The organism is Methylovorus sp. SPW-M1, from assembly GCF_053848825.1.
Window position 1 is genome coordinate 1490614 of the sequence record NZ_CM132626.1, and the last position, 12773, is coordinate 1503386.

At 55.5% G+C, this 12773-nt stretch carries 17 protein-coding genes; 14 read left to right on the forward strand and 3 right to left on the reverse strand.

The genetic code is table 11. The features are described from left to right. Window positions 1-31: 31 nt before the first annotated feature. The gene (locus ACWWD9_RS07030; protein ID WP_455866566.1) at window positions 32-454 is read right to left on the reverse strand and encodes a hypothetical protein; all 423 of its coding nucleotides are present in this window, start codon (window positions 452-454) and stop codon (window positions 32-34) included. A gap of 149 nt (window positions 455-603) precedes the next feature. Between ACWWD9_RS07030 and ACWWD9_RS07035 the strand changes: the two genes are divergently transcribed. The 6 genes from ACWWD9_RS07035 (at window position 604) to ACWWD9_RS07060 (ending at window position 4072) form a co-directional block, all read left to right on the forward strand. Then, window positions 604-1347, forward strand: a complete 744-nt coding sequence (locus ACWWD9_RS07035) for a ferredoxin--NADP reductase (RefSeq protein WP_455866567.1) — start codon at window positions 604-606, stop codon at window positions 1345-1347. 143 nt (window positions 1348-1490) lie between these two features. Further along, window positions 1491-2108 (forward strand): LuxR C-terminal-related transcriptional regulator, encoded by a 618-nt coding sequence (locus ACWWD9_RS07040; RefSeq protein WP_455866568.1) that lies wholly within the window; start codon window positions 1491-1493, stop codon window positions 2106-2108. 142 nt (window positions 2109-2250) lie between these two features. Further along, on the forward strand, window positions 2251-2790 hold the full coding sequence (locus tag ACWWD9_RS07045) for a phage late control D family protein (RefSeq protein ID WP_455866569.1): 540 nt from the start codon (window positions 2251-2253) through the stop codon (window positions 2788-2790). A 5-nt stretch (window positions 2791-2795) separates the two neighbouring features. Then, complete coding sequence (locus tag ACWWD9_RS07050; protein WP_455866570.1) at window positions 2796-3086, forward strand: hypothetical protein; 291 nt, start codon at window positions 2796-2798, stop codon at window positions 3084-3086. Window positions 3087-3099: 13 nt separating this feature from the next. After that, window positions 3100-3291 carry a hypothetical protein gene (locus tag ACWWD9_RS07055; RefSeq protein WP_455866571.1) on the forward strand — a complete coding sequence of 64 codons (192 nt, stop codon included), beginning with the start codon at window positions 3100-3102 and terminating at the stop codon, window positions 3289-3291. 127 nt (window positions 3292-3418) lie between these two features. Continuing rightward, window positions 3419-4072 carry a hypothetical protein gene (locus ACWWD9_RS07060; protein ID WP_455866572.1) on the forward strand — a complete coding sequence of 218 codons (654 nt, stop codon included), beginning with the start codon at window positions 3419-3421 and terminating at the stop codon, window positions 4070-4072. Window positions 4073-4200: 128 nt separating this feature from the next. On the opposite strand, the gene ACWWD9_RS07065 is transcribed toward ACWWD9_RS07060, so the two are convergent. Further along, window positions 4201-4749: a hypothetical protein gene (locus ACWWD9_RS07065; RefSeq protein ID WP_049757284.1), complete on the reverse strand. Its 549-nt coding sequence runs from the start codon at window positions 4747-4749 to the stop codon at window positions 4201-4203. Between the two features lie 33 nt (window positions 4750-4782). Next, entirely contained in the window at window positions 4783-4977 is a 195-nt protein-coding gene (locus ACWWD9_RS07070) for a CsbD family protein (RefSeq protein ID WP_013442211.1), read from the reverse strand. A gap of 286 nt (window positions 4978-5263) precedes the next feature. On the opposite strand from ACWWD9_RS07070, the gene ACWWD9_RS07075 reads away from it, so the two are divergent. The 8 genes from ACWWD9_RS07075 (at window position 5264) to ACWWD9_RS07110 (ending at window position 12703) form a co-directional block, all read left to right on the forward strand. After that, complete coding sequence (locus ACWWD9_RS07075) at window positions 5264-5467, forward strand: cold-shock protein (RefSeq protein ID WP_013442210.1); 204 nt, start codon at window positions 5264-5266, stop codon at window positions 5465-5467. Window positions 5468-5695: 228 nt separating this feature from the next. Next, on the forward strand, window positions 5696-7900 hold the full coding sequence (locus tag ACWWD9_RS07080) for a heavy metal translocating P-type ATPase (protein WP_455866573.1): 2205 nt from the start codon (window positions 5696-5698) through the stop codon (window positions 7898-7900). An 18-nt stretch (window positions 7901-7918) separates the two neighbouring features. Then, on the forward strand, window positions 7919-8866 hold the full coding sequence (locus ACWWD9_RS07085) for a succinylglutamate desuccinylase (protein WP_455866574.1): 948 nt from the start codon (window positions 7919-7921) through the stop codon (window positions 8864-8866). A gap of 56 nt (window positions 8867-8922) precedes the next feature. Then, window positions 8923-9528, forward strand: coding sequence for a YceI family protein (locus tag ACWWD9_RS07090; RefSeq protein ID WP_455866575.1), 606 nt, complete (start codon window positions 8923-8925; stop codon window positions 9526-9528). A 146-nt stretch (window positions 9529-9674) separates the two neighbouring features. Then, window positions 9675-10337, forward strand: coding sequence for a DUF1345 domain-containing protein (locus tag ACWWD9_RS07095; RefSeq protein ID WP_013442206.1), 663 nt, complete (start codon window positions 9675-9677; stop codon window positions 10335-10337). 155 nt (window positions 10338-10492) lie between these two features. After that, on the forward strand, window positions 10493-10729 hold the full coding sequence (locus ACWWD9_RS07100; protein ID WP_013442205.1) for a KGG domain-containing protein: 237 nt from the start codon (window positions 10493-10495) through the stop codon (window positions 10727-10729). Window positions 10730-11034: 305 nt separating this feature from the next. Further along, window positions 11035-11679: a response regulator gene (locus tag ACWWD9_RS07105; protein WP_159355634.1), complete on the forward strand. Its 645-nt coding sequence runs from the start codon at window positions 11035-11037 to the stop codon at window positions 11677-11679. A 118-nt stretch (window positions 11680-11797) separates the two neighbouring features. Next, complete coding sequence (locus ACWWD9_RS07110; RefSeq protein WP_455866576.1) at window positions 11798-12703, forward strand: SDR family oxidoreductase; 906 nt, start codon at window positions 11798-11800, stop codon at window positions 12701-12703. The last annotated feature ends 70 nt before the right edge of the window (window positions 12704-12773 follow it).

The window sequence follows — 12773 nt, forward strand, 5'->3', positions numbered from 1 at the left end:
TTAGTGCTTGAGTAGCTGCCCGACCTGCGCGTTAATGCACCAGCTTGCGGTTGAGCTTTTCCAGCATGCCCTTGCGGTGCTTGTGGGCCAGCTCATAATCGCGCAAGCGACGAATTTGCGACAAGGTCAGCGTAGCCAGTCGCGAGGTCACTTCCGGGATGGTAAGCCCGGCATACTCCTTGACCGACAGCCGCGGGTTACCCGTATGGGCATTGGCTGACTTCCTTGAGGTAGTGCTGGTGCGCGAAGTTTTGCGCATAGAAGCGCGGCCGGAATTCGCTGGTTTGGCGGATTTGCTGCTGGAAGATTTGGTTTCGCCTGCCTCGCTACGCTGTTTATTCACAATGCGGGCTGCCACTTCCTCTTCGCGCCCGGGGTAGCGATGATCATGCTGAAACTGGTGCTTGAGCTTTTCAAACTCGTGTTCCCGCTTGGGAGATGCGCCTCTAGGCATGATAAAACTCCTTTCCTTATCGTAAGGTGAAGTGTCAGAATGCATCGATTATGCATTGTTTTTTATAGGGAATAGTCCGTAATAAAAGTAGGAGTAATTGAAGGTGTTGCGGTCATCTCTGCATCACCATTTTCATTTAAGGATTAGCAATGGCGACATGGATACAAGGCAGGGTAGTGGAGCACAAACACTGGAATGCCTATCTGCATACGCTTTACATTGAGACTGATCTGGCACCTTTTGCCGCCGGGCAGTTTGTGAAACTGGGGCTGGAAATAGAGGGCGAAGTGGTGGCGCATCCTTATTCGCTGGTCAACCCACCGCAGCAGCGGCCGCTGGAGATTTTTTATATAGAAGTGCCAGATGGCAAGCTCAGTCCGCATCTGGTGCCCTTGAAACCCGGCGATGTTGTTCAGCTGTCGCCCACCGCCCATGGCTTCATGACGCTGGATGAGATTCCCGCCGCCCGCGATCTGTGGCTGATCGCGAGTGGCACCGGCATAGGGCCGTTTCTTTCCATGCTCGGCACGGAACGTTTGTGGCAGCAATACGAGCATGCCGTGCTGGTGTACTCGGTGCGCTATCAGCACGATCTCGCCTATCTGGAGCGCATACAGGCGCTCATGGCTGCACATCCGGGCCGTTTGCACTTTGTGCCCCTGGTAACGCGGGAAGCCTCCGACATCGGCTTGCCATGCCGCATCCAGCAGGCGCTGCAAGATGGCCGTCTGGAACAGCATGCCCAAACCACGCTAAGTCCCGAACATAGCCAGGTCATCCTGTGTGGCAATCCGCAAATGGTCGAAGACATGCAAAGCCTGCTCGCCACGCGTGGACTCAAGAAGCATAGAAGGCGCGAACCCGGCCACATCACCACCGAGACCTACTGGTAATCGCTCGCGGCCATCCGCCGTCACAGCAATCCCGAAGGCCATTTCCTACAACAGAATGGCATTACGCCTACAGCCACATCAGAGCTCGCGGCGTATGCTGGTATTGAATGCATCCCCTCGCAATTGCGGAAAAAGGAGGCTCAATGCGCATACACAATGTCATGTTGGTGAGTGGATATCGCGTCAGCCGATACGCCCTGAGACAACTGCTCGAAGCCACAGGTGAATTCAGGGTCACTGAATCTGCTACTAGCGCAGTTGCCGCCGCTCATGCTGTCATTCCCCCAGACTTGTTGCTGATTGATATCTCCGACCCGGCCAAGAACGGCCTGGAAATCCTGTGCGACCTCATGCACGACTTCCCCGACTTGCCTTGCCTGATCGTAGGCGGCCCGGAGGATGCCACATTGCGCAATCACTATGTACGCTTGGGGTGTCGCGCCTACATCCCCCGCGATGCCAGCAAACATGCCATCTTGCAGGCCGCTACTGCGCTCCTCTCCAGCAAACCTGTCGCAGAACCTTCGGGGCGTAATACCCCAGACGCCGCCCATCTGCCCCACATCGATCTCTCCGCGCGTGAGCGACAGGTGTTCTTCAAACTCACCTCGGGTAAATCCATACCCTCCGTCGCGCGTGAACTCCTGATCAGCGCCAGCTCGGTCAGCGTTTTTCGCTGCAAAATTCTGCGCAAGATGCACTGCAGCAACAACGCCGAACTGATCAGCTACGCCTTTCGTCACCGCCTTCTAAATACCTGACACTCACATTCAAGGTTATGTTTTTACGCACATAATCTTTTTTCTTGATGTGCCACTGACCGTGGTTCGCCCTTAAGGGCAATTTCCTGATTTCGCAATCCTGTGCATGATCGAACCCGCCTTTAGCCACGGATTCCCTGTCATGCTGCCCTCGCTGTTATCCTCCCGTCGCCTGCTTACCCTGCAATGTCCCGCGCTCCATCAGATCCTGCCCGATGGGCTGGAGCCTGTCCGTCTTGCCGGGGGAGAGGGCATCAACACCCTGTTTGACTACCAGCTCACGGTACGTAGCCGTCTGGGGGAAATCGGCAGTGATCTCGACTTCGGTCCGCTGATGGGGCAAGTATTGACCTGCGGCATCAGCCTCGAAGGCCACGGCCAGTTCCTGCCCGGTGCGCTGGGCGATCTCGGCATGGCGAATCAGGGGGCAGGCACACGGTATGTCAGTGGACTCATCACTGACATACGCCATGTGGCGGAAGACAGCCGCCATGCGCTCTATGTCATCACGCTACGCCCCTGGCTCCACCTGGCGACGCTGACCACCGACTGCAAGGTGTTTCAGGACCAGACCGTGGTCGAGATCACCGAAGCCGTACTGGCGGACTATCCCCACTTGCGAAATTTAACTCTGCAACAAACCAGTGGGAAAAAGACTTGGATGGTAGGTTCGGGCAGTTGATTCCTTTGACGCCTGAAGATCGACAACTGCTTGATGCAGCAACCCAAGTGCTGAATATTTCATCAGTGAATGCGAGCGGGTATGTCGAGCTTGAGGACGACACAACAGGCGATGAGGACAAGCGCCAACGCAATGCATTTTTCTGTCTGTTTCACGAAGGAAAGTCACTTTGCGGAGCAGGGGTGGTTAGCTATCTGAACTACCCCAACAGTGATATCACCGAGCAAGCAATAGAAATCCTTAGAACCATTGAGTTTTTACCCGATGTGCCAGCCGCTGAGCCAGTCAAACCTTAAACGCAGGGGACTGGTGGAGTCCGCCGATGCGCCCTATGTGCTGGAGCGCAAGGAGGTGGCTACCGAGGCCGTCCGGAGAACCCCCGCAGGCGATGAGACTTACCCCACAGGCAGGCTGTTTATTACCGCAGTCAGGCTTTCTGGCGGGCATGCGCAAAAGTTAACCTGCCAGCAATTGCCACCCGCACCGATTACTCCCGAATGAATGCCTTCGACTCCCGCTGCTCCGCCTATGGCGTAGCACTTGCCGTGCTCACGGAAATGAGACTTCCGGATGCAGAGGGCAAGCTAAGCATTGAGTATCCTGAAGGCTATACGCCAAGGAGGGTTTGATGAAACTATTACCTTATCTGATCTTGTTGATTCTCTCGTCAGTTACGTTTGCCGCCGGAAAGACTGCCGAGCCCAAAGGCCGTTTGGAAGCCAACCTCGGCCCAGGCTGCCATATCGCAGCGACCATGCCAATTACCAAAGGCGTTGACACAGGTCTGGGAGATGCCGGATTTCGTGTTGAGCCACTGCCTGCCAGCTGGAAGTCGAACATGGGGGAGATGTATTTTTCTCTTAATTGTCGGGATTTGGATGATCCTCGCGTCGCAGGCAAGCCTCTGCCACTCAAATATGACGAAAGCACCGGCCACTGGACTAAGGATATGAGTGATTGGATAAAGTATGCCCAAAGCCTGCCCGATCAATTTGATCGAGATTCTGAATTTGAAAATATAAACGCCACGGATATTTTGCATATCGATGCCATTAATTCAAAAGGCTGGGCCATGACCCAAAAAGATACAATTGGAGAGGAGCGCGGGAGGCGACACTCTATGTCGTTTTGTTTGCTTCACCCGCCAAAAGCAATCTGTGGGGCTGGTGTAACAGGATATTTAGCAGACCCCAAAAGCGACCTCACGGAGCGTGCGCTGGAGATCATCCGCACCATTGAGTTTTTACCCGATGTGCCAGCCGCTGAGCCAGTCAAGCCTTAAACGCAAGGGGCTAGAGTTTGCCGATTCGAGGGGAGTCACGGGGTAAGTATAGATCCCTGTATTTGCAGCATAAAAAAACCGGCAAATGCCGGTTTTTTTGACTATAGAAAGCTTGGGGAAGCTGAAGCTTACTGACGATAATCCGCTTTGGCTTTGTCCTTGCAGCTGGATTTAACATCGCCTGCGTAGCTATCGCATTTTTTCAGGGCGACTTCGTAGTCAGATTCCATTTTCTTTTCTGCGGCTTCCTGACGGGCTTCCAGTGTCTTGCGCGTTGCATCTACATTGGCCATGCCGGTGCTGCGGTCTGCCTTGGCTTTGGTCAGACACAGGTCCTTGGCATCGCCGTTGTAATCGTCGCATCTTTCCTTGGCTACTTCATAGGTGCCTTTGACCTTTTCTTCTTCTGCCGAGATACGGGCATCCAGTGTGCCCTTCAGGTTGGCATCGAGATCAGCCAGGCCAGCTTCACGCTTGGCTTTTGCTTCGGCCTTGCAAACATCTTCCTGGTTGCCTGAAAGCTTGCCACAGGCTTTTTTCTCCTGGTCGTAAACGGCGTTTACGCGGTTCTTGCCATCTTCATATTCGGCTTTGGTAATGACTTGTGACCAGGCCTGGCTGCTCATCAGCATGGCTAGCAGGCCACCCAATGCCATTTTGTGTGCGATATTCATCATGTTGCTCCAGTGATTAAGGGGGTAACGCAATCGTTAGTTGTTGCGAAACTTTTCGATCTGGGCTTCGGCTTCTTCTTTCGAGATACCGTAGAGTTCCTGCAGCTTGCCTGCGAGCATGTCCTTGTTGCCTTTGATCTCCTCTAGATGATCATCGGTCAGTTTTCCCCATTGCTGACGGACTTTGCCGGTCAGTTGTTTCCAGTTACCTTCGATTTGGTCCCAATTCATGGTGCTTCCTTTCGTTTATTTGATTTTTTTGCTGTTTTGGATCAATTGATCACCGGGCCATAGTAGCTAGCAAGGGTGTGGCAGGCTGTCGTCTAATGGCTGAAAGTGCCGTCAGAATGGGCTGTCAGCGAAAAAAAGCCCCCTTTGAAAGATTTCTCCTACAGGCGATTCAGAAAAATCTGTATGGCAGAAGGGGCAATATGGCCTACACTGGCGGTGTAGTACGTTTTATTTCATCCCATCGTCATCGTTTGGCGATGTTTTTATCAAGTGCAGGAGACAGCAAATGGCAACAGGTACCGTGAAGTGGTTTAACGATGCAAAAGGTTTTGGCTTTATTACCCCGGACGATGGAGGCGAAGACTTGTTTGCGCACTTCTCGGCCATTGCCAGCAATGGCTTCAAGAGTCTGAAGGAAAACGAGCGCGTGAGTTTCGACATCACGACTGGTCCTAAGGGCAAGCAGGCATCGAACATTCAGAAGGCGTAATAGCCCTGAATTGAGAAACGGCCCTCAGGGGCCGTTTTGCATTTATAGGCCTCCACATTGCATACGCACGTCATGCATGGCTGAGGTGGCCATTCTCTTTTCCTCGTCATCCAATCCCGGCAATCTCTCATCATCCCCAAACGCACAGCGGCAAAAGTCGTCAGCGACGATGCCTGGGTGTATCCTTAAGGCAGGCGTCACGCCGTCTCCCTTTGTTTGGAAAGTACCATGCCGGAAGCGAATACCCCTTTAACCGAGCTTGATGTTGCCATCAGTGGCATGACGTGCGCCTCATGCGTCGCGCGTGTGGAAAAAGCCATTCTGAAAGTGGAGGGCGTGAGCGCGGCCAGCGTAAATCTCGCAACAGAGCGTGCCCATATCCAATTTTCCTCCCCGGCCAGTGCCGAGCGCGTGGTGCAAGCGGTCAGCAAGGCGGGCTATGCAGCGACGCCACTTAAAGCCGAAACTGCCTTTTCTGCGCCGCCGGAAATCCATAGCGGCTGGAAAGTAGCGACTGCTGCGGCGTTTACCGTGCCTTTGATACTGCCCATGTTGCTGATGGTGGTCGGCATTCATTTCAATCTCCCCGGCTGGCTGCAATGGCTGCTCGCCACACCGGTGCAGCTCTGGCTGGGGGCATCGTTCTACCGTTCGGCCTGGCAGGCTGTGCTGCATCGCAGCGGCAATATGGACCTGCTGGTGGCACTGGGCACCACCGCGGCCTATGGCTTGTCGGTCTACATGCTGCTGATGGGGCATGAGCATCTTTATTTTGAAGCCGCCAGCGCGGTGATTACCCTGGTATTGCTTGGCAAATGGCTGGAAAGCCGCGCCAAGCGCCAAACCACTGAAGCCATACGTGCCTTGCAGGCCTTGCGTCCGGATACCGCCATTGTGCGGCGCGATGGCAAGGAGCTTAGCTTGCCGCTGGCGCAGGTTCGCCTGGGTGACTTGGTGATTGTGCGGCCAGGTGAACGCATTGCCGTGGATGGCGTGGTGCAGGAAGGTGAGGGCCAAGTGGATGAAGCCCTGATCACCGGGGAAAGCATGCCCTTGCACAAGCGGGTGGGCGACCAAGTGACCGGTGGCGCTTATAACCTGGATGGACTGCTGTGCGTTAAAACCACGGCCATAGGCGCCGAATCTACCCTGGCGCGGATTATCCGGCTGGTGGAAGATGCCCAGGTTGCCAAACCTGATATTCAACGCCTGGTGGACAAGGTCAGCGCGGTGTTTGTGCCCGTGGTGCTGGTGATCGCGCTTGTTACCTTGCTCGGCTGGCTGCTGGCAGGCGCGAGTGGCGAGCAGGCTATTCTCAATGCGGTGGCGGTGCTGGTGATTGCCTGCCCGTGTGCGCTGGGCCTGGCGACGCCAACCACCATCATGGTGGGGACGGGCATTGCCGCCAAACATGGCATTCTGATCAAGGATGCCCAGGTGCTGGAGCTTGCACATCAGATCAATGCCGTGGTGTTTGATAAAACCGGCACCCTGACCGAAGGCAAGCCGCGCTTGATGGCGGCCAAGGCGGTCGATGGTGACGAGCCTCAGCACACACAAGCGCTGGTCAGGCTAGCCGCCAGCCTGGAGCAGGGGAGCCGGCATCCGCTCGGGGTGGCTTTGCTGACGGCGGCTGAGGAACAGCAGATTACCCTGCCAGTGGTCACGCAACTGCAGGAGAAAGTCGGCCAGGGCTTGCAGGGCGAGGTGGAAGGCCGCACGGTGTATCTCGGCCATGGCCGCTGGATGCAGGCGCTGGGTGTAGATCTCGCGCCATTGCAGGCGGCTGCGGATGCCTTGCAGGCGCAAGGCCATACCGTATCGTGGCTGGCAACCGGGAATGTGGGGCGGGTGGTGTTGCTAGGGCTGGTCGCATTTGGTGACCAGATCAAGGCTATCAGCGCCCAGGCCATTGCCAGCCTGCACCGCCTGAATGTCGCCAGTGTGATGCTCACCGGTGATAACCCGCGCAGCGCCCATTACGTGGCCGACCGCGTGGGCATTCAAACCGTATTGGCCGAGCAGACGCCGGAGACCAAGGCGGCCTGCATTGCGGACCTTAAAACACGCCATGCCGTAGTGGCCATGGTGGGCGATGGCATCAACGATGCACCTGCGCTGGCGGCGGCGGATATCAGCTTTGCCATGTCCACGGGCACCGATGTCGCCATGCACGCGGCGGGCGTGACCCTAATGCGCTCGGATCCCGCGCTGGTGGCCGATACCATCGACATTTCACGCCGCACCTATGGCAAAATCAGGCAAAACCTGTTCTGGGCATTTATCTATAACGTGATAGGGATTCCGCTGGCGGCTTTTGGCCTGCTGAACCCGGTGATAGCGGGGGCTGCCATGGCATTCAGCTCGGTGAGTGTCGTCAGCAATGCCTTGTTGTTGCGTCGCTGGCGGCCGCCAACAACGCCAGACCATTAACCATTGGAAGCTTCGGGCATGTATTTTCATTCGCAAACTTTTCAAGCACCGGCAGACGGCCCCCGGCTGATTGTGCTGGGCGCAGTACATGGCAATGAAACCTGCGGCACGCAGGCGATTCTGCGCGTGCTGGATGAAATCGCAGCGGGCAGTATTCCCATACTGCGCGGCTCCGTGACCTTTGTGCCAATCACTAATCCTCTGGCATACCAGCATCACCGCCGCAGTGGCGACCGCAATCTCAATCGCAATTTATTCCCGAATGCCCAGCCGGTGGAGTTTGAAGACCACATTGCCAACTGGCTTTGCCCCTTGCTCGCCCAGCATGAGGTGTTGCTCGACCTGCATTCGTTTCATACCGATGGCGAGCCATTTGCGCTGATTGGCCCGCTGGATAACAACGGTCCGCTCGAGCCTTTCTCCCATGCAGCAAAAGAAGAAGGCCTGGCCCGGCATCTGGGCGTGCAGCGTTTTGTCGATGGCTGGCTGGATACCTATGCGCGTGGTGTTGCACGGCGGCAGGCCATGAACCCGGAAGCCACCCCGGCCGCCGAAAGTGATTTGCGCTATGGCGTAGGCACCACGGAATACATGCGCACGGTGGGCGGCTACGGCCTGACTCTGGAATGCGGGCAGCATGACGACCCCGCTGCGCCGGAGGTAGCCTACCGCGCGATTCTCAACACGCTCGCTTATCTGGGAATATCGGGAGAAGCAGCACCGGCTGCCGTTGCCCAGGCGGAATCATTGCGCATTTACGAGGTCGTAGATCGTGCCAGTGATCAGGATACTTTCGTCAAGGTCTGGCGCAGCTTTGATGCTGTGCAGGCGGGCGAGCTGATTGGTACGCGCGGCAATGGCGAAGACGTGTATGCAGAGGAGGGGGGCTATATCCTGTTCCCCAATCCTGATGCGGCTAGCGGGCAAGAATGGTTTTATCTGGCCAAGGCGGTGCAGCGTATCTGAAGCACGGTATCCGATCGCAAGCATTACCCTATTCATCTGGTCGATCGGAGCCTTTCATGTCAGTTGTTCACACCCGCTTTAGGTCTGCGCTTTTACCCCTTGCCTTGTTTTCCCTTGCCGCATTTTCACTTCCAGCGCAGGCGGATTGGATACTCAACCCACAGACCTCGGACCTCAGTTTCGTTTCCATCAAAAAGAACAGCATCGCCGAAATCCACCACTTCAAGGAGCTGAGCGGCAGCATCAGCGATGCCGGTGCCTTTAGCCTCAGCATCAAGCTCGCCAGTGTGGATACCGGCATCGCCGTGCGGGATGAACGCATGCGCAACATGCTGTTTGATACCGCCATGTTCCCCAGCGCCTCGGTCAGCGGCAAAACGCCCGCCAATGATTACAGCAGCCTGCCCGCAGGCACCAGCCGCATTGAGAGCCTGAAATTTACGCTGGACTTGCATGGCAAGACCGTGGAGCTCAACAGCAAGGTGCGCGTTACCAGCCTCAGCAACAACAAGCTGCTGATCAGCACCATTCAGCCGGTGATTGTGGACGCGGCGAATTTTGAGCTGGTGGCCGGCATCGAAAAGCTGCGCGAAGTCGCCCAGCTGCCTGCGATCAGCACCGCGGTGCCCGTTACCCTCAATCTGGTGTTTGATCGGCAATAACGAGTAGAATGCCCTGCCGGTGCGGTGAATAAGGCAGTAAGTTTGCATGCGTGCAAACCGATGAGCCGTCATTGACCTAGTGTGACTCTGCCGATATAGATTAGGCGCACCGGCCCCTCTGATCGCAACTTCACGAGCGAGCCTCCATGAGCATGGTGATACCTGAACCGTTAAAACGTCGTCCCCGCCTGTTGATGGCGCTCATCGCCGGCCTTGCCATGGGGCTGTTGCTGCCTTATGACTGGGATCTGGTCACGCGCCTGCTGGTCACGTGGAATGGCGTGGTGTGGTTTTACCTTATCCTCATCATCTGGCTCATATCGCACACCAGCCATGCCGACATCCGCCGGATTGCCGAGCAGGAGGACAAAGGCGCCATGGCCGTGCTTGCGGTGCTCTGCCTGGGCTCCATACTTAGCCTGGTGGCGATTGGCTTTGAGCTGGCATCGCTGGAAGATGTGACCCGCGCGGCGCGCGTGCTGCATTATGCGCTCACGGCGATTACCATTTTTGGCTCCTGGCTGCTGGTTGGCATGGTATTCACGCTGCATTACGCCCACTCCTATTACCTTTCAGACAAAAAGCATCGCCCGCTGAAATTCCCTGACGATGCCGTGGAGTTGAGTTACTGGGATTTTCTTTATTTCGCCAGCACGATTGCCGTGGCGGCGCAGACCTCGGATGTGGCGGTGATGAACACCAGCACACGCAAGGCCGTTACTGCCCAGTCCATCCTCAGTTTTATTTTCAATGTGGCGTTTATCGGCCTGCTGATCAACCTTGCCGGAAGCATGATCGGCGGGAATTAACGATTGGAGCTGGCCTAGCGCTTCGCCAGCCTATTTACAATGTCTGACCCCCGATTCGGACATGCGCTTATGCCGGTATCCCGCCTGACTCCCTAAGCTGAACGAACGCTCTTGTTGAAGAGTGTTTTTCAATCATCGCTTAAAGGAGACACATCATGGCTCAAAAGCAAAGCAACCGCGGGTTTGCCGCAATGGACGCCGCCAAGCAGCGAGAGATCGCCAGCATGGGTGGCAAAGCCGCTCACCAGAAGGGCTCTGCGCATGAATTCACCTCGCAGGAAGCCCGGCTCGCAGGACAGAAAGGCGGGCAAGCTGCACACCGCAAAGGCACAGCCCATCAATTTGACTCCCAGTCGGCCCGTGAAGCTGGCCGCAAGGGCGGTCAACATTAATCGACAAGCCTCGTCTTGTCTTCATCATTCACTTGTCTATCTGTTAAATCAGCCACTTACTGGTAAAAGTCAGGGTTCGACTTTCTAGCCGGTATTGAAGCCAAGTAAGGTTTTAACTTAAACCTGTAGAAACCTGTAGTAATAAAACCTGTGAGAGAAAAGCAGGGCGCATGCCTTGCTTTTTTCATGTCCGCTTGGCGGCCGCATAAAGAGAGTCCTACACCTGAATAAGGATTTCCTTATGCAGATGAGCTCGAATAGCGACTAGAGTAAAAACCATCTACACAACGTAAATACAAGGTCTTATGAAACACATTATTGTCGTGGATGGTTTCTCTGGCACTCGTAAGCTGTTGTGCCAACTCATCAGTAATACCCAGAAGCAATATGCCGTGGATCAGGCCATGAATGTGGTCGATGCCGAGGCCATCATCCGCCAGAAGCGGGTGAATCTGGTCATTCTGGATATCTCCAAGCCCACCAAAAACGGCTTGGAAGCCCTGCTTGACCTCAAGCAGCTGTTTCCCAAGATTCCCGTGCTGGTGATCAACGGGCCGGACCATGCGAAATATGCAGACCACTTTCTGGATATCCGCTGCGAAGGCTACCTTACCAAGGATGCGGATTACGCGGAGCTATGCAAGGCCATCCAGGCCATACTCGCGGGCGATTCGTATTTTCCCTCTATCCATCAGTCCAGCGCGCAACTGCCTGAAAAATCACGTTATCCCAAGCGCCTGTCGTCGCGCGAAATGCAGATATTTCTCAAGACTATCAAGGGCATGACCACGAAATCCATGTCCAATGAGCTGAAAATCAGCTCCAGCACGGTCAGCGTCACCAAATCCAACATTATGCGCAAAATGCAGTTGCGCGACCGGCGTGAGCTGATCATGTATGCCCTGCGACAAGAGTGGTTGCCGCCCAATTATATTTTCCAGCCTCGTTAAGCACGGCCAGGCCCAGACCCCATATATTCTTACACGGGTTTGACGTGCATCCTGACAGCCAGCATGGCGGGTCTGAATTAAGCTGAATATTCTCATTCATTCAGCAGGAGATTTCGCCATGCCAACAGATAACCAGGTATTAGAGGGCTCTCACGGGCACGATCATCGCGACATGCAGCAACCTCCGCAGCAGCAACACCAGCAGCCGGGCCGTGAAGAAGACATGGAACCGCGTCCCCAGTATATCGACCCCGCATACAAAGCCAGCGGCAAGCTGAAAGGCAAGGTGGCGCTGATTACCGGAGGGGATAGTGGAATAGGGCGCGCAGTGGCGGTGCATTTCGCCGCAGAGGGCGCCAATGTGGCGATCATTTACTACACCGACGCCGAAGAAGAGGATGCCTACAAGACGCTGGATATCCTGAGCGACTACGGTGCGTATGCCGAGGTATTCCAGGGTGATATCAGCGAGGTCAGCTTTTCCCGCAGCGTGGTGGACCAGATACTGAACAAATTTGGCCAGCTGGATATCGTGGTCAACAATGCCGCGCAACAGTTTGAGCAGAAGAGCCTGGTGGATATTGCGCCATCGCAGCTGGAGCAGACGTTCAAGGTGAATGTGTTCGGCATGTTTTACTTGACGCAGGCAGCGCTGCCACACTTGAAAAAAGGCGGTCGCATTATTAACACAGCCTCCGTTACGGCCTACAAGGGCAACCCGGTACTGCTGGATTATTCCGCCACCAAGGGCGCCATCGTGGCCTTTACGCGTTCCCTGGCGCAGCAATTGAGCGAGCAGGGGATTACCGTCAACGCCGTGGCCCCCGGTCCGATCTGGACTCCATTGATTCCCGCCAGCTTCTCCGCTGAAAAGGTGGAGAAGTTTGGACATGACACCCCGATGGGCCGACCCGGCCAGCCGAGTGAAGTGGCCCCGGCCTATGTCTTCTTAGCCTCTAATGACAGCTCGTATATCAGCGGGCAAGTCATACACCCCAACGGTGGCACCTCGGTTAACGGCTGAGCTTTAACCTCAAAAAGCGCGTCAAAACAAAAGGGGCTTTGGGCCCTTTTTGTGTTTTATAAACCATTAA